Genomic DNA, 25,623 nt, shown 5'->3' with positions numbered 1-25,623 from the left:
GAAGCTAGGAACGCTCATGAACCTCTCCGCGACCTCCCCGGGGCACGACGATCTGCCGTCCAGCGACGTCGACCCGTTCGGCCATGAAGTTCTCGAGGATCCGCACCCCTTCCACGCCGAACTGCGCGAATCCGGGCCCGTCGTCCGTCTGACCGGGTACGACGTCTACGCGATGGGCCGTCACGAGCAGGTGCACGCCGCGCTCACCGACTGGCAGAACTTCGAGTCAGGGGCGGGCGTCGGCCTGAGCAACTTCCGCCGTGAGAAGCCCTGGCGCCCGCCGAGTCTGCTGCTGGAGGCCGACCCTCCCCGGCACGACGCCCCCCGTGCGGTGCTCGCGAGGATCCTCGGGCCCCGTGCCTTGCGCAGGCTCCGCGACGCCTGGTTCGCCGATGCCGCTGCCCTGACCGAACAGGTCCTGCGCACAGGGGAGTTCGACGCGGTGACATCGCTGGCCGAGGCGTTTCCGCTGCGCGTCTTCCCGGATGCCGTGGGCATCCCGGAGGACGGCCGTGAGAATCTCCTGCCCTACGGCGATCACTTGTTCAACGCGTTCGGTCCCCCGAACGACCTTGTGCGTCAGGGCAACCCGCGGATCGCAGAGCTCTCCGCATGGGTCGACGCGCGCTGCCGTCCCGGAATGCTGGACGATGACGGCTTCGGCGCTCACATCTGGCGGGCCGCCGCGCGCGGCGACATCACCGAGGCGCAAGCCCCCCTGGTCGTACGGTCGTTGCTGTCCGCCGGAGTGGACACGACTGTGCACGGGCTCGCCGCGGTCCTCCACGCGTTCGCGACCCACCCGGAACAGTGGCGGCGACTGCGCCGGGATCCCTCTCTGGCACGCGTGGCCTTCGACGAGGCGGTGCGGCTGGAGTCACCGGTGCAGACGTTCTTCCGTACGGCCGTCACCGACGTCCCGATCGGCGGCACGGTGGTCGAGGAAGGCAGCAAGGTTCTTCTCTTTCTCGGGGCCGCCAACCGCGACCCGCGCAGGTGGGAGCACCCGGACACCTTCGACCTCGCCCGCGACCCGTCAGGGCACGTCGGCTTCGGCATGGGCATCCATCAGTGCGTGGGACAGCACGTGGCCCGGCTGGAGTCCGAGGCGTTGCTGACGGCGCTGGCCGAGCGGGTGGAGCGCATCGAGATCGCCGGGCCGGTCGTGCGGCACCACAACAACACGCTCCGCGCGTGGCGTTCCTTGCCCGTGCGCGTCCACCCCGCCTGACCGGGTACCGGGCGGGGCCCGTTCCTGAGGGGTGGCTGCCAGGGCCCGTCCTAGATGACGGGGGTTGTGGCGATGTCGGCCTGTCCACCGAGCGCGTTCAGCTTCTCCGGCATCGTCAGGTTGGCCATCTTGCGCCAGCCGCCGAACCGTTCGACCTGGTACATGCCGTGGATGCCGACGGCGAGCGAAGCGGTCTTGATGGCCGGCCAGTCCAGCAGACGCCCCATGTGGGACATCACGGCGAGGGAGACCTCGCGGTGGACGACGATCTCGGCGCGGGCGCACTGCCGCAGATTGCGGCGGATGGTCCCCTCGTGGCCCTGCGCCGCCAGCCGCAGCAACTCCTCGTGGCAGTACGCCAGATGGTTGTCCTCGTCGTTGCTGATCATCCTGATGGCGCGGCCGGTCTCCGGATCGTCGCCGCAGCTGTCGAGCAGCATCGCCATCTGGTCGGAGGCGCGCTGCTCGGTGACCCTGCTGTGGGAGAGATAGACGATGATGTCGTGCTCGGTGAGCTGCTCGTCGCGCCGCAGCTTCTCGTGCATCAGCCCGATGCCGCGCCGCTCCAGCAGCATTGTGTAGTCGGTCTCCTGCGGGACGGGGACGGGCTCGAGGCCGCGCTTCTTCAGCAGGGCGTTGAAGATCCGGCCGTGCTTGTCCTCGTCCGCTCCGTGCTTGGTGATCTTCGGGGCGAGATCACGCAGGCTCTCCGGCACGAGGGCCGCGATCCGGGCGTTCTCCCAACCACCCTGCGCCTCCCCGCTGGCAGCGATGGAGCAGAAGAGCTGGAAGGAACGGTCGTTCTCCAGGATCTCCCGGAACAGGCTTCGGGACGAGAGCATCAGTGCCACCTCCGTACGGCGTCCGCACAATCGAGTCAAAGGGGACGGCGGGCAACCGGCAACAGCAGGGGCGTTTGCCTGTGCCAAACGAAGTAAGGCGAGCCTGACCGCTTGCCTCGGGACCGGCAGTCACGTATGGGCCACGGGGCGGCGGCCGAGGGCCGGCAGGGGGCGCCAGGGGTGCGGCCCGGTGTGCTCAGGGCGCCGGGAGCCGCTCCGGGCGGCAGTCCCGTACGACGGCGAGGGAAGCGAACGTGAGCCTCCGCCGTCCGGCGTAGGCGAGCAGCGCGGCCGCAGCCGGGCGGTGATCCGCGGCATGGTGGCCGGGGTGAACCCCGGGACGGGTGCGTCCCAGGGGACCAGTGCTGGCCGGCCGGGCCGAACCGGCTCAAGGGGTGGTCGGCGTGGCCCCCGCGAAGGGGGTCTCAACTCCCGGCCGGACGGGGATCGTTGATCAGAAGCCGCCCCCTCCGCCGAAGTCGCCGCCTCCGAATCCGCCGCCGTCGAAGCCACCGCCACCGTCGCCGCCGTCGAAGCCGCCGTCGAACCCGCCGTCGCCGTAGCCGTCACCGTAGCCCCAACCCCCCAGTGAGCTGCCCAGCAATGTACCGACGAGCAGGCCTGGAAGGATGCCGCCGCCGAAGTAGCCGCCTGCCCAGGGTGCGTAGACCGGCCCGGCCTCCCAGTAGGGCCGGCGCCCCTCAGGCGTGTCGACGTTGCGGGCCATCGGCTCGGCACCGTCCCTCAGCCGCGCCGCGTCCGCCGCGCAGACCGGCACGGTCCGCTCGGTGCCGCCCGGCGGTGCCCAGCGCATGTCCTCGACGGACGGGCCGTGACGCGGATCGAAGAAGCACGGCATCCGGCGTTCCGGGAGCGGTTCGCCGTCGCGCCTGGCTTCGAGGGTCGCCAGCGCGAAGCGCCCGTCCTCCACGGCCTCCGTGACAGGTCGGACGTTCCCGGGCCCGCGGGCGGCCTCCATCTTCTGCTTCGCCTCGTCGTACTTGTCGATGGCGTGGGTGTAGTCCCTGCGCATGGCGTCGTCCGACTCCGGGGCCTGCGGGTCGAATCCGATGCGGTCGAGTTCCTCGCCGAAGGCGGTGATGTCCTCGTCCACCACAGGGCGCAGCCGGTCCAGCGCTTCGCGTTCCCGCTCGGCCTGCTGCTTGCGTGCCCGGTTGCGCACGAGGAGGGCGCCTCCCGCGAAGACGACGAGCAGGCCCAGGAGCGCGACCAGGGCGAAGCCGCCGCCCGTTCCCCGTGACTGGCCGCTGTCCCACGAGGCGGGCGCGCTGCCGCGTGCCTGATCGGTCGCACCATCGACGAACCGGTCGAGCTTCGCCTGTGTGCCGCCGCCCGGGTCCACGGACGACCGGCGCAGATCGTCGACCGCGCTCCGTGACATGACGGAACGGTCGGCGCCCGCAGCGAAGCCGTCACCGAGGGTGACGGCGTAGACGCCTCTGTCGCCGACCTGGGCGCGCAGATCCCGCAGCAGGTTGTCCGGCGGGAACTCGCGGGCCTTCGGCAGCACAGCCACGAAGACCGGCTTGTCCTCGTCCTTGATCTTCCGCGTCAGGTCCTTGGCGTCGGCGCTGGACAACCGGTCCGAGGCGCGGGGATCGACGTAGACGGGGCCCTCTCGCAACGCCGCGGCCACCTCGCCGACGCTGTCCGCCTTCCCGGCCGCCTGCGCCCCCGGAGCCACGGCGAACACCGGCAGAAGGACGGCCACGAGAACGAGGAGCAGCCTCAGGAATCCTTTATGCCGTATTTGATTCATATGTTGCGTGTACCCCGGATCCGCCCGAGGGTGCACGGCTTCTCATTTCGACATGACGGGCTCCGTCTCCGTCTCCTTCGACGGAACCAGCGGCGCCGCGTACCGGAGCGGTGCGACGCGGGAGAGCCCGGCGACGTAGCCGTCCGGGTCGGGGACGAGCGTGGCCGTGGCGACGCCGAAGAGGAACGGCAGCGGGCTGGCCCTCTGCGCGGGGGACGGTGCCGCCATCAGATGCCGGGCGCGGCGCCGGTGCGGTATGGAGCGCGACCAGTCACGAGGAAGGCGCCGAAGGGAACCGGATCGGTCGGCGCGGGGCCGCCTCCCCGCGTCCGATCCGGTCAACTCCCATCCCTGCGTGAGGACTTCCCTTGCCTCGGCCCGGCCGTCCTGCCTGCCCGGCTCCGCAGGCGATCCGCGCGGCAGAGCGCGGGCCCGTCCGGAAAGAACAGGTGACACGGCCCGACACCCGCCCGGTGCCGCCGTTGCCGGGGCTGTCCAACTGCCGTCGGGCGCCCCGCATCGCCGAGCCGGCTGTGTGCGATGCCGTACGACACGGGACGGCGGAGGCCGTGGCCCGGGAATGTCATGGCCTGCGACGGCGGCCGGACTGAAGAAGCAAGTCATGGGTACCCCGGGGCCGTGGTCGGCCAGCCGGAGACGTCTTGTGCGCCCGGACTCGACGAGCGCGGCCGGGAGCTCCTGCGGGCTCCCCGTCCGGCGGCGTACCCCTTCCATGTGCGCGCCGGTCTCCCGGCCCTCGGGCCAACTCCCGTACCGGGAAGGGGATGCCGGACGCGCGCGTCGACGTCGCCGCCGAAGAGGACCGGGCCGGGCCCGGAGACGTCCGCTGCGCCGTCCGGAACCGATGCCGTTCGAATTCGACGAGTAGGAGAGCCGAATGCGGGCTTCTGCAATGAAGGAGGTCAACTCCGGGCCGAACGCGGTCAAGGAGGAGGAGCACGTCTGGCTCCCCATGCGGGACGGGACGCGGCTGGCCGGGCGCATCTGGCGGCCGGTTGCCTCCGACACGGAGCCGGTTCCGGCGATTCTCGAGTTCATCCCGTACCGCAAGCGCGACCTGACCGCCCTGCGCGACTCGGTCAACCACCCCTACATCGCCGCCCACGGTTACGCCTGCGTGCGCGTGGATCTGCGCGGCAGCGGCGATTCCGAGGGCCTGCTCGCCGACGAGTACCTGGAACAGGAATTCTGCGACGGCGAGGACATCCTGGAGTGGATGGCCGACCAGCCCTGGTGCAACGGCCGGACCGGAATGATGGGCATCTCCTGGGGCGGCTTCAACGCCCTCCAGCTCGCCGCGCGTCGCCCCCGCGGCCTTGGCGCCGTCGCCGCGCTCAGCTTCAGCGACGACCGGTATGCCGACGACGTGCACTACATGGGCGGATGCCTGCTGAGCGACAACCTCTCGTGGGCCTCGACGATGTTCGCCTACACCTCGTGCCCGCCCGACCCCGAACTCGTCGGGTCCCGGTGGCGCGACATGTGGTTCGAGCGGCTCGACGGCCTGGAGCCGTGGATCGCCGAGTGGCTCACCCACCAGCGGCGTGACGAGTACTGGCAGCACGGCTCCGTGTGCGAGGACTACTCCGACATCGAGTGCCCCGTGCTCGCCGTCAGCGGCTGGGCCGACGGCTACTCCAACGCCGTCTTCCGCGTGCTGGAACACCTCGACGTGCCCCGCAAGGGACTGATCGGGCCGTGGTCGCACAAGTACCCGCACCTCGGCGTCCCGGGCCCGGCCATCAACTTCCTGCGGGAACTCGTCCGCTGGTGGGACCACTGGCTCAAGGACGAGGACAACGGCGTGATGGACGAGCCCATGCTGTGCACGTGGATGCAGGAGAGCATGCCGCCGTCCACCGCCTACGAGGAACGTCCGGGCCGCTGGGTCGGGGAGCCGGAGTGGCTCTCGCCGCACGTCGAGCGGGTCCGGCACCCCCTGGGCGACGGGCGGATCGGGCATGCCGGCGAGAAGCTCGAATCACCCCCGCTGTACGTGGAATCGCCCCTGTCGGTGGGCCAGTTCGCCGGGAAGTGGTGCTCGTACAACGCGCCGCCGGACCTTCCCTACGACCAGCGGGAGGAGGACGGCGGTTCGCTCGTCTTCGAGACCGAACCGCTGGCCGAGCGCTGCGAGATCCTCGGCGGACCGGTGCTGCACGCGACGCTGGAGGTGGACCGCCCCGTCGCGATGGTGGCGGTCAGGCTCTCCGACGTGGCGCCGGACGGACGCGCGACCCGGGCGACGTACGGGCTGCTCAACCTCACTCACCGGAACGGGCATGCCGAGCCCGAACCCCTCGTACCGGGGGAGCGCTACGCGGTGCGGATCCAGCTCAACGGCGTGGCGCAGGCTTTCCCGGCGGGACACCGCATCCGGCTGGCGCTGTCGACGTCGTACTGGCCGTTGGCATGGCCGCCGCCCGAGCCGGTGCGTTTGACGGTGCATCCGGAGGAGAGCGAACTCGAGCTGCCGATCCGCCCGATCAGGGAACCCGACGAGCTGGCCACGCCGCTGTTCGGAGAGCCCGAGGGTGCCCCGCCGCTGCCGAGCGAGACGATCCGTCCCGGCGAGCAGCGCTGGACGGTCTCGCGTGACCTCGTCGACTACCGCTCGGCGCTCGAGGTGGTCAAGGACCTCGGGGTGACGTACATGGAGGACATCGATCTTGAGTTGACCCGCCGGACCTGCGAGCGCTACAGCTGGACCGGAGACGACTTCGACTCCGTGAAGGGCGAGATCGACTGGGTCATGGGATTCGCCCGCGGCGACTGGGACGTGTCCGCCACGACCCGCACCGTGCTCACCTCCGATGCGTCCAACTTCTATCTGCACGCCACGTTGGACGCCTACGAGGGCAACCGCAGGGTCCGTTCCCGGAATTGGAACTGGACGATTCCACGCGACCACGTCTGAGCCCGGCGAGCACGCGCGGCACGGGCCCGCATCGGACGGCAGGACGTGCCGTCCGATGCGGACCGTTCGTCTGTGCCCGCGAATCGGCGGGTCCCGGAAGGCCGGGAGGCATCGCGGACGTGAAGATCCCGTGACGAGGCGGCTGTATTCCTCTGCAGACGCATCGATCCGGGCGAGGGGGTACCCGCGCACGGCGAACGGGCAGTGCGCGGTTGCCTGCCGTGCGGCTTGATCCCGAAAGCAGTTGCCTGCCGTGCGGTTTGATCCCGAAAGCAATCGATGGAGGCCGGTCATGCTGATGGCACACACCGCAGTACTGAACAAGCTGCTCCAGCAGTACGAGACTTTCCACGCAGTCAACGCCGAAGAAGGCGGTCCCGAGGCCCGGCGGCGCCTCGACGACGTCGAGTACAACCTCTGCATCGCCACGGGCACCAACGACGTCGACGCGGCGCTGATCGCCGCCCGGCACCGGCTGCCCGGTGCCCGCACGCACGACGACTCCATCCTCGCCGAACAGTCACGCACGCACGCGTGACGAAGGGCCGCGTGGCCCTGGGCGATCCGGCCGGCAGACACCGGATGCGGCGCGTGGCCGCAGCAACCGGCCGACGCGCGACGCGATCAGATGTCGCGGAAGAGACCAGCCGACACCGTGACCTGCTACGAAGGAGGAATTCAGCTAGCTGACCTGCCCAGATGGTCTTTCGGTTGTTTCACCCTCGTCCCCGTTGATGTAGCCGAAAGTCCCAGAGAAGTCCCACGGGGCGGGTCAGCTGCTCCTCGATTTAGGTGATCAACACGGCATCAGCCAGCTTGCCGAGGTCTACCGGGTTCTGGCGACTGCGGAACCGTCCGGGAGATGCGGCGATGACCGCGGAGGTTCGTCGTGCGTTGAACCGCGGCACGCAGGGATCCGGGTGACGCGGTGGGTCCGGCGAATGCCCAGCGCCGACCGGTCTCGGCCAGGCGGCTGTTCTTGATCCGTCGATGACAGACACGGCGGCTCTTGCCGCACTCACGGGTGATCGGGGTGCTTCCGGCATACGCCTTCAAGTCTCGGGCCGTGTCGAACCTGGTGCGGTCGTCTCGGATCTCGGCGAGTATCCGAGCGCCGGTGAGCCCGACCCCCGACGCCGGTGCCGCCGCTGTCGTCCGGCCGCCGTCACCGGTCCTGCCGGGCGTTCGCCGGGGTGATCAGGAATAGCTGGGCCGTGGCATCCGAGCACGACCCCACGACGGCTTCCGTCCCCTGGGTCGGCGTCTCGTCCCCGAGGGCCAGGCACCCGCCGGTGGCTGTGGACTGGATGCGGTACGACCCGGTGGGTTGCTCCGCCGGCTCGATGTGGAACCGCTGCGTGGCCCGGGCCCCCGAGCAGTCGTCCCAAGGTTCCAGCATGGTGGCGGCTGGCCCGCTGTCCAGCAGTGTCAGGCAGCCGCGGCCGTGCGCCGGGTGATCCCACTCGATGTAGTAGACCCCGGCCGCGTCGGTGGACCGCAGTCGAGTCCGCGGCGGCTCCGCGTGGGCACAGGGGCGCTGAACGGCGATCGCCGCCGTGAACCGGCCGCTTTGTTCCCGGCCCTCGGTCAGGCACTGGCCGGGGGCGCCAACCGGGCGGATCTCCACCCAGCCGCCGGGTAGGGGACCGGCCCCGGCGGCCGTCTCGCGCTCCTTACCCGGCCAGAGTGCCCAGGCCAGTGCTGTCAGGCCCAGCGTCAGCGCGAGTCCCGCCGCACCGAGCCACCACCGTGTCGGGCGGTGGCCCAGTAGGTGTCGGGACCTCATCGCGGGTGGTGCAGATGCCTGTGTGAGCGTGAGCCCGGGCGAGTGTGACCCGTCCGTCCCGTTCGCCCTGGCCGGCTCAGGAAGGGCGGCGAGACGCTCCCGGACCGCCAGCCAGGCAGTGACCTCCGCGTCCCCCGCTCCACAGGCCCGGACGAACGGGGCCACCACATCCGCGCGGGGCACCGCCGACCGGCGCAGCCCGTCCGCGATCGTGCTTCGCGCCAGCACCTCGCCCCGTCGCTCGGCACGCTCCTCCAACTGACGGTAGGACAGTCCGGACTTGTCCTTGAGCTCCCGCAGCAGCGCTACGAACTCCGTGGCGTTTCGCGCCTGTTCGGGTCTCGGCTGTTGGTTCCCAGTCACGGCTCCATTTTCACGTCAAGCATGCCCACGACAAGCCCGTCGAGCGGCAAACGGAGCCCCCTGTGTCCGGACGTGTCCGGCGGCCACCGCGCTGACCAGGCCGGACAGCTCCCGCAGAATCCGGACGGAGACCGGACAGGGATGGACCTTGCGGCGTGAATCCTGCGGCGGCCACGCTCGCTCCGACGGTCGCCGCTCACCCGGCACACCCTCTGAGACGGGTGAGAAGCCCCGGGGGTTCGACCCTGCCCTGTGGCCGGCCGTCTGACATCACTCAACCGGTCTGGTTCTTGGGAGAGTTCAATGCTGGAAGAAAAGGTCAACGAAGCGCTGGCAGACCAAGGTCTGCTGGAGTCCGACGAGGGCAAGCTGCTGGACTCAGGGCTCATCGTGCTTGCCACCCCGGCACTAGCAGTGCCGGCAACGGGGGTGGTTGTCGCTCGAGCCGCCTACGCGGGCTACCAAGCAGCCAACGGATAGGGCCTTTCGGCTTTCACGAGTATTTGCGCGGGGTCGTGATCCAGTCGTGGTCCCTGCCCGGCACGTCCGCCCCACGTCGTCGGCCGCTTGCCGGGAACTGGCGCGTCTCTGTGTCGCGTCGGCTCCCGGCGTTCCGGTACGGCGGCAGATGTGAGTCGCTCTCAGAGGACACCCGAGCTGGGTATATCTCCTCGCTTGTCCTAGTAATCGCCACCCTCAACTTCCTGGCCTTCCTCGACCTGGCAGCCGTCCTCTGTGGTAACGCCGCGTCCGACTCACCACATAGGACGCGGTCTTACCCGCACGGGCCGGGGGGCGACCGAAATGGGGGAAGATCAACTTGGGCAACAAAGAGATGTCGTGCCTCGGTCTCCCGGAGGAGCAGGAACAGATCTACCGCCTCTGCCGCCGTGAGCCCGGCATAGAACTCGACTCCCTCAGCGATCGGCTTCGGCTGCCTCCTGACTCCGCACGCCAGGAGCTTCGTGGTTTGTGTGAGCTGGAGCTGCTGCACAGACAGACCGATGGAGTGGTAGCCGCCGACCCGGATGCGGCGGTCGCCAGGCTGCTGGATCTGCGTCTGCAGGGACTGCGCAAGATGCTTCGACTCCTCACGCAGCTCCAACCCCTGGTGGCCTCCCTGCGTGCGGAGCGCTGCGAGCGGAGCGCCGCCCTCGTGGGCGGCATCGAGCAGGTCACCGAACTGCCCAAGGTCTGCGACCGCATCGACGACCTGGCTTTCTTCGCACGCGAGGAAGTCGCCCTGGTGGAGCCGGGCAACGCGCTGAAGCCGGAGGAGATCGAGCAGGTCCGTCCGCGTGTGCTGCGCTGCCTGCGCAGAGGTCTCTCCGTCCGTACCGTCTTCGTCCGCAAGGCTGTCGACCACCCGCCGACCGTGGCGTATCTGCGGGAGTTGGAGTCGGACGGTGCGCGCGTACGACTGATCGGTCACACCGCGGCCAAGATCGAGATATACGACCGTCGCACCGCAGTCATCCCAGTACATCCCGAAAACCGCGCCCGTGGCGCTCTTTTCGCGCAGGAAAGCGGCCTGGTCTCCAACCTCTTCGCCCTCTTCGAGTCGATCTGGGAAAAATCAAGCGATCTGTTCGCACTGCTCGAAGAGCGCAAGTCCGATGATGACGGACCTTCCGAAGTGGAGCGGATGGTCCTGCGAACGATGTGCTCCGGACGCAAGGACGAGGCCGGGGCACGGGACCTGGGTGTCTCCGTGCGTACGTACCGGCGCCACATCGCCGATTCGATGCAGATGCTCGGCGCAGGTACCCGGTCGCAGGCCGCGCTGCTGGCGCGGGAGCGCGGCTGGATTTGAGTCAGGGCGCGGGGCTCAGCGACAGTGCTACCGCGCTTGCCGGACGGTGTGTTTTGCCGCAGCAGGGAAGTGCCGGGGACCAGACACCCTGTGCGAATGCGCATAGAGGATCCCCCAGGCTCGCTGTCGACGTGAAGAAGGCGTACGAGGCGGAGCCTCCACTCCGACACCGCCGAGGCTCCGGCCTTTGTCAGACGAGACCTAGAGGACCACGAACAGCAGGGCGAAGGCGATGAGCGCCACGCCCGCGAACGCGGCGAACAGAGACGGGAGCAGGAGGTGCTGCCAGGTGTTGACCCGGGCGTCCGGGGAGGCTTCCGGGAGGTAGATCACCTCCACGGTGCGGCCCGTGGAGAGTCCCACGCCGGGGCCCCGCATGCTGGGAGTGAACTCCACCTGGTTGCCCGCACGGTCGGTGAAGGAGACAACGGGGGCCCAGGACGGTCCGTTCGCGCCCGTGCAGCGGACGTTCTCCACCACCGTGCCCTCGGCGGTCAGACCGCGCCGGCGCAGACGCAGCGCCAGGGAGGCTTCCCGGTAACCCAGGCTCAGGACGTAGAGGCCGACCAGGAATGCGCCCGTCTTCTCCGGCAGCCGGCGCGTGAGGTTGCCCGCACGATGCGACATGTCACATACCTTCCTATGCCATGACTTGCGGTCCCAGGCCGATCAGTGCCCACCCGTTGCCGGTCAGGAAGACGGCGAGAAGGGTGATGCCGAGCCACAGATCGCCCCAGGAGTTCATCCGAGCGTCACACGGGCTGTCGCGCAGGTAGATCACTCTCACCGTGCGGCCGAGCGGCAGCGGCCTGCCCGACCGTGCTCGCGGTGCGAACTCCACCCGATAGCCCTCGGTGTCGGTGAAGGCGATGACGGGCACCCACCGCCGTCTCGACTCCGCCGTCTTCTCCACGTTGTCGACCACGGTGCCCTCGGTGCGAACGCCTTCACGACGCAACCGGAGCACCGAGCGAACTTCCAGGCAGAAGAGGCCTGATAGGACCACTGCGCTCGTCAGGCAGATCCAGAACGAAACACCGGCTTCCACCACCGATCTCTCACCCCCGTCGCAGATGTGGGCGCGGCACAACGCAGTCCCCGGGGCGCCGCACTGCCTACCGACGCACACGCGCCCTCGGCGGCGGCAGGTTGCACCGCACGCAGAAGTCGGCGCCGTTCGTCCGAGAACAGCCTTCGTGTGGCGCGAGCCGGGCCCCCTGCTTTCCGCCTCCGCTCCCGGCCACGCCCGCCGACGGTAGCCGAGCCCCGCGCGCATCGAGCTCAACTCCGCTCGGCACGTCGGTTGTCGGTCTCATCCAGCCGTCTGTCCCGTGCCGAGGACGGCGCCCGCCCGCGGCCGCACACGCGACGACGTGGTCGAGGCCGTCGGGCCGACCGCGGTGGTGGGACGCAGCTGGGGCACACCCTCCCGGATTCGGCGGATCGGCAGACCACGGAAGGCAGCGCGCGGCCGGGACGGGCTCCGGTGTTCACCGAGTCGATCGCCCTTGCGCAGGCGCCTGGTTGGGCTCACCGGTGCAAGTGGCCGACTGGCCGATTTATTTTTTCCGAGTTATTGACGAAAATGTTGCGGGTCAGCATGCTGTGCGGCATGGAGTCTCACGACGGTCCCCTGACCCGGCTGCGGCGGGGGCACGAGGAGCTGGTGCTCGACCTGTTGCGCAAGCACGGCCGCCTCAGCCGGGGCGAGCTGGGCAAGCTCAGCGCGCTGTCCCGCACGACGCTCTACGACATCATCGGAGGGCTGCTGGCCACCGGTGCCGTGGTCGCCTCCGCTCCCGGCCAGGGGCCGCGAAAGCGGGGCCGGCCCGTGGAGACGCTGACCCTCAACCCCGAGGCGGGGCAGGCGATCGGGATCGACTTCGCCCGGCGCGCTGTGCACGTGGCCGCCGCCAATGTCGCGCACGAGATCGTCGGGTCCGCGAGCGAGTCGCACGCGGGGGATCTGTCCTGGGTGGATCGGACCGATCTCGCGCAGCGCCTGGTCCGCTCGCTGACTGGAGGGACGCTGGAGTTCGGTGCGCTCAGCGCCATCGGCGTGGGCGTCGTCGGCCCGGTCGCCGACCCGGGCGGTGAGAGCGCGCATGCCCGCGGCGTGGACGGCCTGCCTGAACTGCTGCACAAGCGCTTCGGGGCGCCGGTACTGGTGGACAACAACACCAGGCTCGCGGCGCTGGCCGAATCGGTGTGGGGTGCGGCGGCGGGCGATGAGGATGTGCTCTATCTCCGGCTGTCGCACGGTGTCGGCGGTGGCCTTGTGGTGGGCGGTTCGCTGCACCGCGGTGCGCACGGGCTGTCGGGCGAGTTCGGGCACGTCACGGTCGAGGGGGCCGGGGCGCGCTGTGAATGCGGTGGCGTCGGCTGCCTTGAGACCGTGGCCTCGGTGGGCGCTGTGCTCGACTCCTACCGTGCCGCGGGCGGGCGCGCCGAAGACGTCTCCGCGCTGGTGGCGGCGCTCGATTCAGGCGACGGGACGGTGCGGGACGTGCTGCGTGCGGCGGGCTCCCAGGTCGGCAGGGTCCTTGCGGCGGTATGCAACGCGGTCGGGCCCGGGGTGATCGTGATCGGCGGTGAACTGGCCGCGGCCGGCGCCGCGTTGACAGGTCCGGTCGAGGAGGCGCTGAGCGCGCACGTTCTGCCGCTCTCCAGGCACCGGCTCGAAGTGCGCAGGGCGACGCTCGGCGAGGTCGGCGGCGCCCTCGGCGGCATCGGGCTGGTGCTGCGCGAGTCCTCCCTGCTTTCCCGTTACCCGACGAGGCGCTCCGAGGCCCAGGGGGAGCGACCGGATCCCGAGGAGGACCTATGAAGCAGGTGAGGCACCCATGGCCGTGATCACCACACCCGGGAGGAAGTCCGCGCCGGCCGCTGAGCGGCGCGGCACCCGGCGGGCCGGACGGCCGCTCGTCCTCAACCTGGTCGCGCTCGTGCTCGGCCTGGCGGTGTGGGCGCTGGCGTCTCTCGGAGTGGAGAACCTTCCCGGACCGGTCAGCGTGGCGGAGCGCGGCGGCGAGATGATCGCCGACGGTTCGCTCCTCGACGACACGCTGGCCAGCCTGCGCCGGGTCTTCACGGGCTTCGCCCTCGGCACCGCGGTCGCCGTCCCGATCGGCTTCCTCATGGGCTGGTATCCGCTGGCGCGTGGACTGATCGAGCCCTTCGTCCAGTTCTTCCGTACGATCCCGCCGCTGGCACTGATTCCGCTGGCCATCGTGCTGCTGGGCATCGGCGAGACACCGAAGGTCTTCGTGATCTTTCTGGCGGCGTTCATGTCCTGCGTGGTGGCGGCCTTCCAGGGTGTCGTCGACGTGGACCGGACACTGATCAACGCCGCGCGGGTGCTCGGTGCGTCGGACAGGACCATCTTCGTCAAGATCGTCGTCCCGGCGTCCACTCCGTTCATCCTGGTAGGGATGCGGATCGGGCTCGGCGCGTCCTGGGCGACCCTGGTGGCGGCCGAACTGGTCGGCGCACAGGAGGGGTTGGGCTTCCGCATGCAGAAGGCCTCGACCTGGTACGAAATCCCCACGATCTTCGTGGCGCTGATCACCATCGGCGTGCTCGGCCTGGCCATGGACCGGCTGCTGCTGCTCGCCGAACGACGGCTCACCGGTTGGCAGGAGCGCCGATGACAACCAAGATCTCTTTTCAGGACGTGGTCAAGACCTTCCCGTTGAAGGACACCGCCTTCGTCGCGCTCGACCACGTGTCGCTGGACATCGCCGACAGGGAGTTCGTCACGGTCGTCGGCCCCTCCGGGTGTGGCAAGAGCACGCTGATGAGCATGGCGGCGGGCCTCGTCGCGCCCACGGAGGGCCAGGTCCTGGTGGACGGCGCCCCCGTCACCGGACCGGGTCCGGACCGCGGCGTGATCTTCCAGCAGTACGCCCTGTTCCCCTGGCTGACGGTTCGTCACAACGTGGAGTTCGGCCTGAAGCTCGCCGCGCTCCCGGCCGCGGAGCGCAAGCGGCGCACCGACCACGCCATCGATCTGGTCGGGCTCGGAGACTTCGCCGACGCGCTGCCCAAGACGCTGTCCGGCGGCATGAAGCAGCGGTGCGCGATCGCCCGCGCGTACGCGGTGAACCCGCAAGTGCTGCTGATGGACGAGCCGTTCGGTGCGCTCGACGCGCTCTCCCGGGTGCAGTTGCAGGACCAGCTCCTGGGCACCTGGCGGCAGGAGCAGCGCACCGTCCTGTTCATCACGCACGACGTCGACGAGGCGGTCTATCTGGCAAGCCGGGTGGTCGTGATGGCGGCCAGGCCCGGACGCGTCCACCAGGTCCTGAAGGTGGACCTCCCGTATCCGCGTACCGAGGAGATCCGGCTCTCCGCCGAGTTCCGGCAGATCCGGAACGAGGTCTGGCACTCCGTCTACCACCAGCCCCAGGCGGCGTCCGCCGCCTGACATCCGACTCCTGCTGAATTCCTGCCGAGCTCTTCGGTTTCTTCCGAGAGGACTGTCCCGCATGCGTAGCAGCAGTATTCGGCGTGCCCTCGCGGCCGCCTCCACCATGTCCTTGCTGGTGCTCTCCGTGAGCGCGTGCTCCGAGGACACCGCCAACGACTCGACGGTCGACTTCGGCTACATAGGCGATTACAACGGCGTGAGCCTGCTGGCCATCGCCGAGAAGCGCGGCCTGTGGAAGGAGGCGGGCCTCACCGCGAGGGTCAAGGCGTTCAACGACGGACCGGTTCAGGTGCAGGCGCTCGGCGCCGGCGACCTCGACTTCGGCTACATCGGGCCCGGTGCCATGTGGCTGCCCGCCTCCGGCAAGGCCAAGGTCGTCTCCGTCAACACCCTCGCGTACGCGGACCGGGTCATCGCCCAGCCCGGCATCGACTCGATGAAGGACCTCAAGGGCAAGAAGGTCGGCGTCCCCGAGGGCACGTCCGGCGACATGGCGCTCAACCTCGCGCTGGAGAAGGCGGGGATGACCACCAAGGACGTGCAGAAGGTGCCGATGGCTCCTGGCTCGATCGTCTCCGCGTTCTCCTCCGGGCAGATCGACGGAGCGGGCATCTGGTACCCGCTGATCGACAACATCAAGGACAAGGTGCCCGACCTCGAAGAGGTCGCCAGCACGCGGGAGATGGACAGCACCTTTCCCACCGCCTTCGTCGCGGGCAACAAGGTGAAGCCCGAACTCGCCAGCAAGGTGATCAAGGTGCTGCAGAAGGCCAACGACTGGCGTGCCGAGCATCCCCGTGAGGCCATCGCCGAGTCCGCCAAGATGCTCAAGCTCGACGAGAAGAAGGTGAAGGCCGACGCCGCGAACGTGGAGACCCTGACGACCGCCGATCTCGTCGCCAAGACCAAGAACGGCACCGTCGACGCGTGGCTGAACAACCTGGGCGACTTCTTCGTCCGGGCCGGCCAGCTCAAGTCCTCGCCGAAGCCCTCCAGTTACTACACCGGTGACCTCTACACGAAGGCTTACGCGAAGTGAACCTGCTGTTCCTGATGACCGATCAGCACCGCGTCGACACGCTGGGCTGTTACGGCAACCCGCACGTCGCCACCCCCCACCTCGACGGGCTGGCCGCGACCGGCACGCGCTTCGACCGGAGCTACACGCCCACCGCCATCTGCACTCCGGCCCGGGCCAGCCTGCTCACCGGGCAGGCGCCGTTCCGCCACCGGCTGCTGGCCAACTACGAACGCAACGTGGGCTATCTGGAGGACCTGCGTGAGGACGCGTTCACCTTCGCCGGCGCGCTGCGGGAGCGGGGTTACCAGCTCGGCCTGATCGGCAAGTGGCACGGGGGCACGCACCGCAACGCCGCCTCGTACGGATTCGACGGGCCGGACCTGCCCGGCTGGCACAACCCCGTCGACCACCCCGACTACCTGGCCTACCTGGAGGAACGGGGCCTGCCGCCGTACCGGATATCCGGTCATGTGCGCGGCACCACACCCAACGGCAACCCGGGCAACCTGCTCGCCGCGCGCCTGCATCAGCCCGTCGAGGCGACCTTCGAGCACTACCTCGCCACCCGCGCCATCGAACAACTCGACCAGTACGCCGCCGACGGCCGCCCGTTCTTCCTGGCCACCCACTTCTTCGGGCCCCACCTGCCCTACCTGCTGCCCGACGCGTACTTCGACCTCTACGACCCGGACCTCGTGGAACTGCCGGAGTCGATCGCCGAGACCTTCGAGGGCAAGCCGCCGGTGCAACGCAACTACAGTGAGCACTGGACGTTCGACACCATGCCGATCGAGGTCACCCGCAAGCTGATCGCCGTCTACTGGGGCTACGTCACACTGATCGACGAGCAGATCGGCCGCATCCTGACCCGGCTCGACGAACTGGGCCTGAGCGACGACACCTCGGTCTTCTTCACCGCGGACCACGGTGAGTTCACCGGTGCCCACCGGCTGCACGACAAGGGCCCGGCCATGTACGAGGACATCTACCGGATCCCCGACATCGTCCGCATCCCGGGGGCCGCCCCGCAGGTCAGGAACGAGCTCGTCACCCTCACCGACTGCACGGCGACCATCTTGGACCTCGCCGGCTGCGACACCGGGCCCGCCGTCGACAGCCGCAGCCTCGTACCGCTGGTGCGCGGCGAACACCCGCCCTGGGCCGCCGACTTGGTCGCCGAGTTCCACGGCCACCACTTCCCCTACCCGCAGCGGATGCTCCGCGACGAGCGCTACAAGCTCGTCGTCAACCCGGAGTCCGTCAACGAGCTCTACGACCTCGTCCAGGATCCGAGTGAGCTCCACAACCGGTACCCGCACCCCGAGTTCGCGCCCGTACGCCGCCGCATGCTGCGCCGGCTCTACGACCTGCTGCGCGAGCGGGGCGACAACTTCTACCACTGGATGACACCGATGTACGACATCGGTGCCTCCGACCACGACCCCAGCCTCAGCTCGTTCGAACTGGAGGGCACCGACTGACCCGCCGCTCCACGCTCGTCAAGAACGGCGGAGTGCCGGCGGTGCTCCAAGTAGAAGGTGCCCGGCCGGTGTTCAGGCGGGCAGGGACGCGAGCCGGCCCGGGCCCGCTCCACGGCTGCGGCCACTGGATCCAGTAGGAGCGCCCAGAGGAGGTCGGCCGGATCCTGACCGGGTCGAGGCATGAATCCCAGGGTCTTCGATCTGCCCGTGCCGAGAGCGATCACGTGGCGGACGACGAGGCCGCCGCAAGTCTCGGTCTGGAATTCCGAGTGCGCCCGCAGTTCGCCCGGCGACGCGTGGATGTGGCGGCGCTCGCGCGCATGGCTCGTGCTCCGAAGACAGGCCGAATCGCATGGCCGGTTCAGCGGGAGACCGCAGGACGGGACGCGGCCGGTCACCGGTAGCGGTTGCCCGCGAAGGTGTGCAGCGCCGATTCGAGGCTCTGCACGCGGGTGCGCGTGTCCCTCTTCCAGGGGGAGGCGACCGTGCACCTCAGGACGCCTGCGCCGGCACGCAGCGGGGACGGGACCCGGATGTTCGCGTTCGCATCGAGGGCCGCCGTCAAGGTAAGTGCCCGCTCGTTCTTCTTCCTGCTGAACTGGACGGACGCGATGTCCCGCCAGGGAACGGCCAGCGTGTGCGGTCCGTGCCGCACCGTGAGCCCGTCAGCACCTACGTGCAGCGCCCTGACCCGAAGGAGCGGCAGCGAGACCCTCAGTCCGTAGATCGCAGAGAGCAGCGTGATGACGATCGCGTACACGGACATGACCGGGACCTTGTCGAACCCGAGCCCCAGCAGCAGGAGCACGCCGTCGATCCCCAGCGCCCACCCGACCGGCCGTCGCATACGGCGCCAGAACACATCCGGGCCCCACTGCTCAACCGCGAACGAGTCGCCTGCCGGCGGGCTCCCGGCGGGCTCGCCGACCGGCGCCTTCCGCGGTGCCCCTGCGGGGGGCCTTGTCGTCGCCGTCGAGCCGGCCCAACTCCCTTGCTGCGGCCCGGTGATCGCCAGCGCGTCCCCATGTGGGTCGCTCGTCCGCACGTCCGTCCACGGACCCGCATCGTCGTCCCCCGGCACGGCGCGCGGATCGGGGACCGTCGGCTGCGCGAGGCGCGAGACGAGATCAGCGGCGGCAGGGCGGTCCTCCGGTGCCTTCTGCAAGCAGTCCTGCGCCAACTCCCGCAGGCCGTAAGGCATTGCGCTGAGATCGGGTTCCTCGTACACGACGCGGAACAGCAGGGTGTGAGAGGCGCCCTCGCCGAACGGTCCGGTGCCCGTGGCCGCGTGGACGAGCAGTGAGCCGAGGGAGAAGACGTCCGCCGCCGGGCCCGCCGACTGCCCAAGTGCCTGTTCGGGCGACATGAATCCCGGCGTGCCGAGGATGGTTCCCGCCCCGGTCAGATCGGTGCTTCCGGCGGTCTCCAAGGTCTCGAGGGCCTTCGAGATGCCGAAGTCGATGATCCTCGGACCGTCGTCGACGAGCAGCACGTTGGAAGGCTTGAGGTCGCGGTGCACAAGGCCCGCCTTGTGGAACGACGCGAGCGCCTCGGCCAGTCCGCCGCCGAGGGCGCGAACGGCCTTCTCGTCCAACGGGCCGTGCCCGGCGACACGTTCGGCGAGCGAAGGGCCGTCGACGTACTGACTCGCGATCCACGGCGTGGCGGCGTCCGGATCCGCGTCGACGACCTGCGCGGCCCAGAAGCCGCCCGCGCGCATGGCGAGCTTGGCCTCTCGCCGGAAGCGCTCGCGGAACCCGGGAGAGGACGCCAGGTCCTCCCGCACTACCTTGACGGCGACCCGCCGCCCGGCGGGGGACTCACCCAGGAACACCCGGCCCATCCCGCCCGAGCCGAGGCGGAAGGCCAACCGGTACGGACCGACAGCCCGCGGATCCCCGGCTTCCAGCGGCTGCATCAGGCTCCCCCCGGTCGACTGTGGCCCCAACCCTTGGGCTCCGTACTGACGTTAGTGAAGTCGCCCCTGGCGGCTCATTGGTTCCGTTCACCGGCTCGCCGGGCCGGACGAACGAGCCGGGCGGCCCGCCCAGTTCGCCCCGCTTGCGGCGCCCCGGGAGGCCGGTGCCGGGGGAGCACGGTGTGCGTCTGCCGCTTCGGCCCACGGCGTCCGCGGTGGGGTCTCCAGTCGGCCGCCCGCCCTCGTCCAGGAGTCGACGAACGGCCCGTGGTCGGTCTTGATCCTGACACCGACAGGGAGTTCCGGGTACTCGTTCTCGCCGTTGGTTTCCCCGGTCGGATCAGAGGGCCGTCGTGAGACCGCATGCCGCACAGCATGGCGTCCCTAGATCTTTTCGTCAACGGCCCGGAAAATTGATGAGGGGGTATCGGCCATCCCTGCCCCACCCTGCTGGGCAGCTCAACCGGCCGCCCGTGCCAGGGAGATCATCATGGGGAACACGGGCGCAGCCCGCCACGTGGGAGAGGTGCTCGCCCGGGCGCAGACCGCTGCCAGCGCTGTACTTCGCTGCTGCACCGCCGATGGCACCCGCCGCCCTGCCGAACGCACCGCACGGCAGGGATGTGATTCGGGGCCCCGGGCGACCGCGTTGTCAGACCCCGGTGACCACGGTCGGAACCATGAGCGACCCGACTGCACGCATGCAGGCCCACACGGCGCCGGGGGAGGGGCCGGTGGCTCCCCGCGCACCTGCGCCGCCCTCCGTCTTCGTCACCGACCATCTCGGCGCCACGGACGTCGCGCTGATCTCGGATGCGCTCGATGAGTTCAACGTTCAGGAAACCGGCATCGATGACCGGCGTTCGCTGGCGGTGCTCGTCAGGGACCCGGCAACGGGCCGAGTGATCGGCGGACTGACAGGCCGTTCACGGTCGTACTGCGTGACGGCTCGTCCCACTTCTGCGCGGTCAACGCCCGCCGCGCGGCCCGTCTCAACGCCTGGCGGCGCGACCTCGCCGAGGCCGTACGCCAATACCTGCGCCGCTGAGACCGTCAGCGGTCGCCGTCACTCACGGAAGCCGTGGCCTCCCAGACGAACCCATCTGGGTCGGTGAACGGGCCGGTGGTGCCGGAGATCACGATCCCGTGCGATCCGGTGCCGTCGGCGGGGACACCGACGAGCTTGGCAAGGGCGCGGCGCCTGTAGAGAGCCAGCTTGACCGGGCCCGATCCGGTGGCGAATTCGACGTACTTGCCGCCGAAGCTCTTGCCAACGGTGAGGCCCTGCTCGACGTAGAACTGCTTGCTCGCCTTCACGTCCTCGACACCCAACAGGAGCACGAGTTCGTCGACGTCCCGGGTGACCGGGCCGGTGTCCTTCTTCGCCGACGACGCGATCTGCCAAATGGTGCCGTCCGGGGCCTGGACGGCGCCGCCGTAGCCCCATAGCGACTTCGCGGCGGGCTTGAGTGTGGTGGCCCCTGCGTCGAGGGCGGCGCCGGCGAGCGCGTCGACGTTGCCCGGCTGGGAGACCACGAGCGACAGCGTGAAACCGCGGAAGCCCGTCGTGGGGGCCTCGGAGCCGCGCAGGCGCACGTGCGACGGGTCGAGTCCGAAGGCGGTGGAGTAGAAGCGGGCGGCGGCCTCGGTGTCGGCCACTTCCAGGGTGACGGAGTCGATGGAGTTCATGTCCTCGACGGTATGGGCGGCCGGTCGTCGACGCTTCTTGAATTCTGACCGGTTTCTCCTTCAGGACACGAGCCTGACCTGGTCGTTCGCAGATCGGAGCGTCGGGGGCCTCGGGTACGGCCCCGCGTGCGGCCCGTGGAGGCCGAGCCGCTGGACGGCTTGCGGGACCTGGCCGTCCGGAGCCCGTCGGCGGACGCAGTCACGCCCCAGCCCACGTGCCCGGCCCGCCCGCCGGATTTCACCATGCGGTGGTGGCGTGTTCCGAGAACGCGCGGCATGCGGCGGGATTGCGCTGCGCATCATCGATGGTCCTCGTCGCCTCGTGGTCGTCGACGCCGATGGCCGCAGCCGCGGGTGCTCGGGCGGGCCGCGGCCCTGGGGCCCTGGGGCCCTGGGGCCCTGAGGCCCTGAGGCCCTGGGGCCCTGCGGGCCGGTCGGTCGGCCGGTCACCGGACAACGTATTACCTGCATCCTCGCCCCTCCCGGATATCCGAAGCCGGTCCCCAACTCCTCTGGCCTTCTTGAGAGGTTGATGGTGTATTTGGGTCCTCGTATCGAACGTGGGGGGCTTGGGTGGATCCGCTGCAGCCCAGCGATCCGAGGCGCGTCGGCAAGTACCGGCTGGTGGGGCGGCTTGGCGAAGGCGGCATGGGGCAGGTGTTCTTCGGTCGTTCCCCGGGGGGACGTCCGGTCGCGGTGAAGCTGATCCGGTCCGAATACGCTCACCGTGAGCGGTTCCGCGCCCGGTTCGCCCGCGAGGTCGAGGCCGCCCGCAGGGTCGGGGGATTCCACACCACATTGGTCATCGACGCCGATCCCGATGCCGATCCACCGTGGATGGCCACCGCGTACATCCCCGGCCCTTCCCTGCACGGCGCCGTTACCGGACACGGTCCCCTCGGCACGCAGGCCGTACGGACTCTGGGCGCCGGGCTCGCCGAGGGGTTGGCCGCCATCCACGCATGCGGCCTGGTGCATCGAGATCTCAAACCCGGCAACGTGATCCTGGCCGCCGACGGTCCCAGAATCATCGACTTCGGTATCGCCAGCACGCAGGATGCCAGCCGGATGACCGCGACCGGCGCAGTCCTGGGAACTTACGCCTACATGTCCCCGGAACAGGTGAACGGGCATCCGCCCGAAGCCGCCAGCGACGTGTTCGCCCTTGGCGCGGTCCTGGGATTCGCGGCCACGGGTCACAGTCCTTTCGACGGCGAGACGATCGCCGCCATCCTTCATCGCATCACGAGCGAACCGCCCGATCTGCGCGACATCGTTGTGGAGCGCGAGCATCGCGACTTGATCGTCGCCTGTCTGGCAAAGGACCCGGCCGCCCGGCCTCCGCTGGCCGACGTCCTCGCCCGGCTCGCCGGTCCCTGGCCGAGTGCCGACTGGCTTCCTCCTGCCGTGATGGACATGATCGCCTCCACGAAGTCCGAGTCCGAGTCCACCGGTGCCCCGGCCTCGGAGGCCGAGGAATCGGACCGGCCGCTGCACGGGCAGACCACGGTGGACCCCGCCTCCGCGGGCACCGCCTCCGCGGGCTCCGGCTCCGCGGGCAGCGCCTCCGCGGGCTCCGGCTCCGCGGGCACCGCCTCCGCGGGCTCCGGCTCCGCGGGCTCCGGCTCCGCGGGCACCGCCTCCGCGGGCTCCGGCTCCGGCTCCGGCTCCGGCTCCGGCTCCGAACGCAGGTTTCCGCGCCGAGCCTTCCTGCTCACCGGGCTCGCGGCAGCCCTGGTTGCCGTTGTGGCCGTGGCGATGTTCCTCATTCTCCCCGAGTCCGCCAAGCCGTCGGCGTCCGCCAAGCCGTCGGCGTCCGCCAAGCCGTCGGCGTCCGCCAAGCGCATCGTCACCGACGACGGCCGTGCATTCGGGCCCGGCGGATGGAGCCAGTTCACGGTGAAGGTCGATCCGGCCAATGCCGGCGTGCGGCTGACGCGGCGCCTCGATTCCAGCGTCTCAGGGCAGATCGCGTCGATCTCCGTGAACGGCGAAAAGGCCGGGTCGTGGGCGCCTTTGGAGAGAGCCCTCACCATCTGGGCGGATCAGACTGTCGAGCTGTCGAAATCATCCACCAAGGGCAGGAGAATTCTCACCATCAGGAACACGTTCGAAGCCTCGACCAAAGATTTCAACGAGTTCACCTACTTCGTGGACCAGAAGATCGACGGTGTCTGGCGCCGTGCCGACGTGGTCGACATCGGACCCGGTCACCTCGCCGAAGAAAAGGCGTATGGATACCGCATCAAGAAGAAGTCCTGGGAGGGTACGCGGTCGTTCAGTTACCGGCGTGGCTGACCGGTGATCCGTGAGCCCGCCGGTGTGGGTGAGGAGGCAGCGCGAGGCCGCGGACCAGCAGCCCGGGACGGGATGTTCATGACCTCTCTGCCAGGGACCCGGCCTCCGCCGGTGAGACGGCCTTGCCGAATGCCCGGACATCGTCGATGGTTCCGTCGACACCCCTGAAGAACTCGTTGTCTCCCAGCCCGCGGCCCACGACGAAGTTCCCCGGTGACGCGAAGTCCTCTTCGTGGTCGACCGATTCACCGGGGCGGCCGTCGACGTACAGGCGGACCTTTCCGGCGGCCTCGTCGTAAACACCCGTCAGATGCGTCCATTCCCCCGCCTCGACCTCCACATCCGAGACCGCCTCGTCCGCGTCCGCATCCACGTCGTCCGACGGTCCTTCCGGAATTCGCATCTCCCACTGCGACTCTTCCGCGTCGTACTGGAGCAGGAAGCCGCTGGACTCCGGTCCGTCCTGACTCACCACCGTCTGCGAGCGGTCCGTGTCGTTCAGCTTGACCCGTGCCGATACGGAGAAGCTGCTGCTCGTGTCGACCAACGGACCCTTCGACGCCACGAATTGGCCCCCGTCGAAGCGCAGCGCTCCGCCCGTCACTCTGCTCGCAGGGGTCGCGCCGAAGAGAGTGCCGTCCTTGTTGTTGCCCGAGGTGTCCGGAGTGATCCCGCCGCCGACCTGGTCGAAGAGCCACTCCACTGCCGAACCGTCAGCGGGTGGCGAGGGGGGCCGTTCCCTGCTGGGCTTCGACGACGGATCGGGCTTCTTCGAGGGAGAGGCCGTCGCGCTGGCCGAAGTACTGGAAGGGGAGGGCGCTGTGGAAGGCGAAGACGAGGGCTGCACAGGCGGTCCCGACTCCTTGCTCTGCGGTTTCCCCTTCGGGGGGTCGTCTCCTGCGAACCCCAGAACGACGACGGCCGCGACACCGCACAGTGCGGCGGCAGCCGTACACCGCACGAAGAGATCGGTGCGCCGCCGGCGGGTCATGCGTGCACTGGCGCCCGCCGCGTCGGGTACCCCAGGCCGAGGCCTGCCGCTCGCCGGGCTTCGGGTGGCCCAGAGCTTGGTCGCCAGAGCTTCGGACACCGGGGGTTCGGACACCACGGGCTCGGCTGTCGGGCCCTCAGGCCGGCGGTCGCCGGTCGCCGTACTGCCGGTCGCAGCAGCGCCCGGCGCGGGCGGCACACCGGCCCCGGGCAGGAAGAGCTCCTGGCCGGCGTCTTCCCTTATGCGGCGGGCGGCGTACTCCGGACCGCCCCACGGCAGCAGTGCCCGCGCCAGCAGCGCGCCGCAGTCGTCCTGCACACTCACGAGGTCGGTGACGGCCTGGGAACAGCGGGCGCAACTCTCCAAGTGCGGGGCGAGTTCCGCGCCGACGTCCGAGGACCTCTCGTCCGCGTAGGCGAGCACCATGCGGTGGAATCGGCGGCAGTCGTCCCGCATCCCGTTCTGGTGGATCTGGACGTACGAGTTGTGCAGACCCCTCCGTGCACGGCCGGTGAGCGCGGGCAACTCACCGGAGCCGGCACCGGCCAACTTGGCCGTCAGCGCACTGTCGTCGCGCTCGACCGTCTCGTGCCACAGAACGGCCTGGCTGCGGTCCGGAAGACCGCCGAAGGCGCGCGCCCCGAGTGAGCCGGGGTGGGATTCCGGTGTCGCGGCGTCCTCAAGCGCCACCGGCCCGTTCGTATCGATCCAGCTGCACAACTCCGGGTTCAACGCGCTCCGTTGGCCCTCTCGCGCCCAGCCGGAAGCCGTACGGAGCACCGCAGCGAGGGCGTAGGGGCGTACGGCACCGCTGGCACTGCCGTCCTCCTGCTGCCGCAGCGCCTCATCCCACGACTGGTGCGCCAGCTCGCCGGCGGCCGTCTCGCTCACGGTGCCTGCGGATGCGAAGGCCCGTACGGCAGGGAAGTGGCGCCGCTCCAGCTCATCGAGCGCAGCAGCAAACGGCCCTCCGACTACCCGTGTGAGACGGAGCAGTTCGGCATCAGGCAGGCGTGCGCAATCCATCGGTCTTCCCCCGTTCG

Annotated in this window: 20 protein-coding genes and 1 pseudogene; 11 read left to right on the top strand and 10 right to left on the bottom strand. The window is 69.7% G+C overall.

Features of this window, described 5'->3' with window-relative positions:
- The first annotated feature begins 16 nt into the window (after window positions 1-16).
- A complete protein-coding gene (locus tag G4Z16_RS06255; protein ID WP_197349628.1) occupies window positions 17-1,231 on the top strand; it encodes a cytochrome P450 in 1,215 nt (404 codons plus the stop codon).
- A 50-nt stretch (window positions 1,232-1,281) separates the two neighbouring features.
- Here G4Z16_RS06255 and G4Z16_RS06250 read toward each other — a convergent pair whose 3' ends face one another.
- The 3 genes from G4Z16_RS06250 to G4Z16_RS06240 all read right to left on the bottom strand — a co-directional run bounded on the left by G4Z16_RS06250 (window position 1,282) and on the right by G4Z16_RS06240 (window position 4,081).
- Entirely contained in the window at window positions 1,282-2,073 is a 792-nt protein-coding gene (locus G4Z16_RS06250; protein ID WP_197349627.1) for a ferritin-like domain-containing protein, read from the bottom strand.
- A 454-nt stretch (window positions 2,074-2,527) separates the two neighbouring features.
- Window positions 2,528-3,853, bottom strand: coding sequence for a hypothetical protein (locus G4Z16_RS06245; RefSeq protein ID WP_197349626.1), 1,326 nt, complete (start codon window positions 3,851-3,853; stop codon window positions 2,528-2,530).
- 42 nt (window positions 3,854-3,895) lie between these two features.
- A complete protein-coding gene (locus G4Z16_RS06240; RefSeq protein ID WP_197349625.1) occupies window positions 3,896-4,081 on the bottom strand; it encodes a hypothetical protein in 186 nt (61 codons plus the stop codon).
- Between the two features lie 685 nt (window positions 4,082-4,766).
- Here G4Z16_RS06240 and G4Z16_RS06235 point away from each other — a divergent pair.
- Both G4Z16_RS06235 and G4Z16_RS06230 read left to right on the top strand, forming a co-directional pair.
- Complete coding sequence (locus G4Z16_RS06235) at window positions 4,767-6,791, top strand: CocE/NonD family hydrolase (protein WP_197354202.1); 2,025 nt, start codon at window positions 4,767-4,769, stop codon at window positions 6,789-6,791.
- 292 nt (window positions 6,792-7,083) lie between these two features.
- The gene (locus G4Z16_RS06230; RefSeq protein ID WP_197349624.1) at window positions 7,084-7,329 is read left to right on the top strand and encodes a DUF5133 domain-containing protein; all 246 of its coding nucleotides are present in this window, start codon (window positions 7,084-7,086) and stop codon (window positions 7,327-7,329) included.
- Between the two features lie 374 nt (window positions 7,330-7,703).
- Here the strand turns inward: G4Z16_RS06230 and G4Z16_RS33220 are convergent.
- Window positions 7,704-7,922: pseudogene (locus G4Z16_RS33220) on the bottom strand (transposase); the annotation flags it as partial.
- A 34-nt stretch (window positions 7,923-7,956) separates the two neighbouring features.
- On the bottom strand, window positions 7,957-8,940 hold the full coding sequence (locus tag G4Z16_RS06220) for an XRE family transcriptional regulator (RefSeq protein ID WP_197349622.1): 984 nt from the start codon (window positions 8,938-8,940) through the stop codon (window positions 7,957-7,959).
- 303 nt (window positions 8,941-9,243) lie between these two features.
- On the opposite strand from G4Z16_RS06220, the gene G4Z16_RS06215 reads away from it, so the two are divergent.
- Together G4Z16_RS06215 and G4Z16_RS06210 are read left to right on the top strand one after the other, a co-directional pair.
- Window positions 9,244-9,420, top strand: a complete 177-nt coding sequence (locus G4Z16_RS06215) for a hypothetical protein (protein WP_197349620.1) — start codon at window positions 9,244-9,246, stop codon at window positions 9,418-9,420.
- Window positions 9,421-9,760: 340 nt separating this feature from the next.
- A complete protein-coding gene (locus G4Z16_RS06210) occupies window positions 9,761-10,753 on the top strand; it encodes a response regulator transcription factor (protein WP_197349619.1) in 993 nt (330 codons plus the stop codon).
- Window positions 10,754-10,954: 201 nt separating this feature from the next.
- Here G4Z16_RS06210 and G4Z16_RS06205 read toward each other — a convergent pair whose 3' ends face one another.
- Entirely contained in the window at window positions 10,955-11,380 is a 426-nt protein-coding gene (locus G4Z16_RS06205; RefSeq protein WP_197349617.1) for a DUF3592 domain-containing protein, read from the bottom strand.
- Between the two features lie 13 nt (window positions 11,381-11,393).
- Window positions 11,394-11,678 carry a DUF3592 domain-containing protein gene (locus G4Z16_RS33215; protein ID WP_425508052.1) on the bottom strand — a complete coding sequence of 95 codons (285 nt, stop codon included), beginning with the start codon at window positions 11,676-11,678 and terminating at the stop codon, window positions 11,394-11,396.
- Between the two features lie 675 nt (window positions 11,679-12,353).
- Here G4Z16_RS33215 and G4Z16_RS06195 point away from each other — a divergent pair.
- From G4Z16_RS06195 to G4Z16_RS06175, 5 genes are all read left to right on the top strand, one after another.
- Window positions 12,354-13,580: an ROK family protein gene (locus G4Z16_RS06195; RefSeq protein WP_197354200.1), complete on the top strand. Its 1,227-nt coding sequence runs from the start codon at window positions 12,354-12,356 to the stop codon at window positions 13,578-13,580.
- Window positions 13,581-13,596: 16 nt separating this feature from the next.
- Window positions 13,597-14,403 (top strand): ABC transporter permease, encoded by an 807-nt coding sequence (locus G4Z16_RS06190; protein ID WP_197349613.1) that lies wholly within the window; start codon window positions 13,597-13,599, stop codon window positions 14,401-14,403.
- Window positions 14,400-15,179, top strand: a complete 780-nt coding sequence (locus tag G4Z16_RS06185) for an ABC transporter ATP-binding protein (RefSeq protein WP_197349612.1) — start codon at window positions 14,400-14,402, stop codon at window positions 15,177-15,179. Before G4Z16_RS06190 ends, G4Z16_RS06185 begins: the two co-directional genes overlap by 4 nt.
- Window positions 15,180-15,240: 61 nt before the next feature.
- A complete protein-coding gene (locus tag G4Z16_RS06180) occupies window positions 15,241-16,221 on the top strand; it encodes an aliphatic sulfonate ABC transporter substrate-binding protein (protein WP_197349610.1) in 981 nt (326 codons plus the stop codon).
- Entirely contained in the window at window positions 16,218-17,684 is a 1,467-nt protein-coding gene (locus G4Z16_RS06175) for a sulfatase family protein (protein ID WP_197349608.1), read from the top strand. Before G4Z16_RS06180 ends, G4Z16_RS06175 begins: the two co-directional genes overlap by 4 nt.
- Window positions 17,685-18,078: 394 nt before the next feature.
- Here the strand turns inward: G4Z16_RS06175 and G4Z16_RS06170 are convergent, their stop codons facing one another.
- Together G4Z16_RS06170 and G4Z16_RS06165 are read right to left on the bottom strand one after the other, a co-directional pair.
- Window positions 18,079-19,602 (bottom strand): serine/threonine-protein kinase, encoded by a 1,524-nt coding sequence (locus G4Z16_RS06170; RefSeq protein WP_197349606.1) that lies wholly within the window; start codon window positions 19,600-19,602, stop codon window positions 18,079-18,081.
- Between the two features lie 1,053 nt (window positions 19,603-20,655).
- Window positions 20,656-21,291, bottom strand: a complete 636-nt coding sequence (locus tag G4Z16_RS06165; RefSeq protein ID WP_197349604.1) for a VOC family protein — start codon at window positions 21,289-21,291, stop codon at window positions 20,656-20,658.
- Between the two features lie 573 nt (window positions 21,292-21,864).
- Between G4Z16_RS06165 and G4Z16_RS06160 the strand changes: the two genes are divergently transcribed.
- On the top strand, window positions 21,865-23,589 hold the full coding sequence (locus G4Z16_RS06160; RefSeq protein ID WP_197349602.1) for a serine/threonine-protein kinase: 1,725 nt from the start codon (window positions 21,865-21,867) through the stop codon (window positions 23,587-23,589).
- A gap of 76 nt (window positions 23,590-23,665) precedes the next feature.
- Here the strand turns inward: G4Z16_RS06160 and G4Z16_RS06155 are convergent, their stop codons facing one another.
- Window positions 23,666-25,471: a LamG domain-containing protein gene (locus G4Z16_RS06155; RefSeq protein WP_197349601.1), complete on the bottom strand. Its 1,806-nt coding sequence runs from the start codon at window positions 25,469-25,471 to the stop codon at window positions 23,666-23,668.
- Between the last annotated feature and the right edge of the window lie 152 nt (window positions 25,472-25,623).

The sequence above is a fragment of the Streptomyces bathyalis genome, assembly GCF_015910445.1.
GTDB classification, from domain to species: Bacteria; Actinomycetota; Actinomycetes; order Streptomycetales; family Streptomycetaceae; genus Streptomyces; species Streptomyces bathyalis.
Note: the sequence above shows the minus strand (reverse complement) of the source record. Positions and strands in the feature narration are given on the sequence as shown.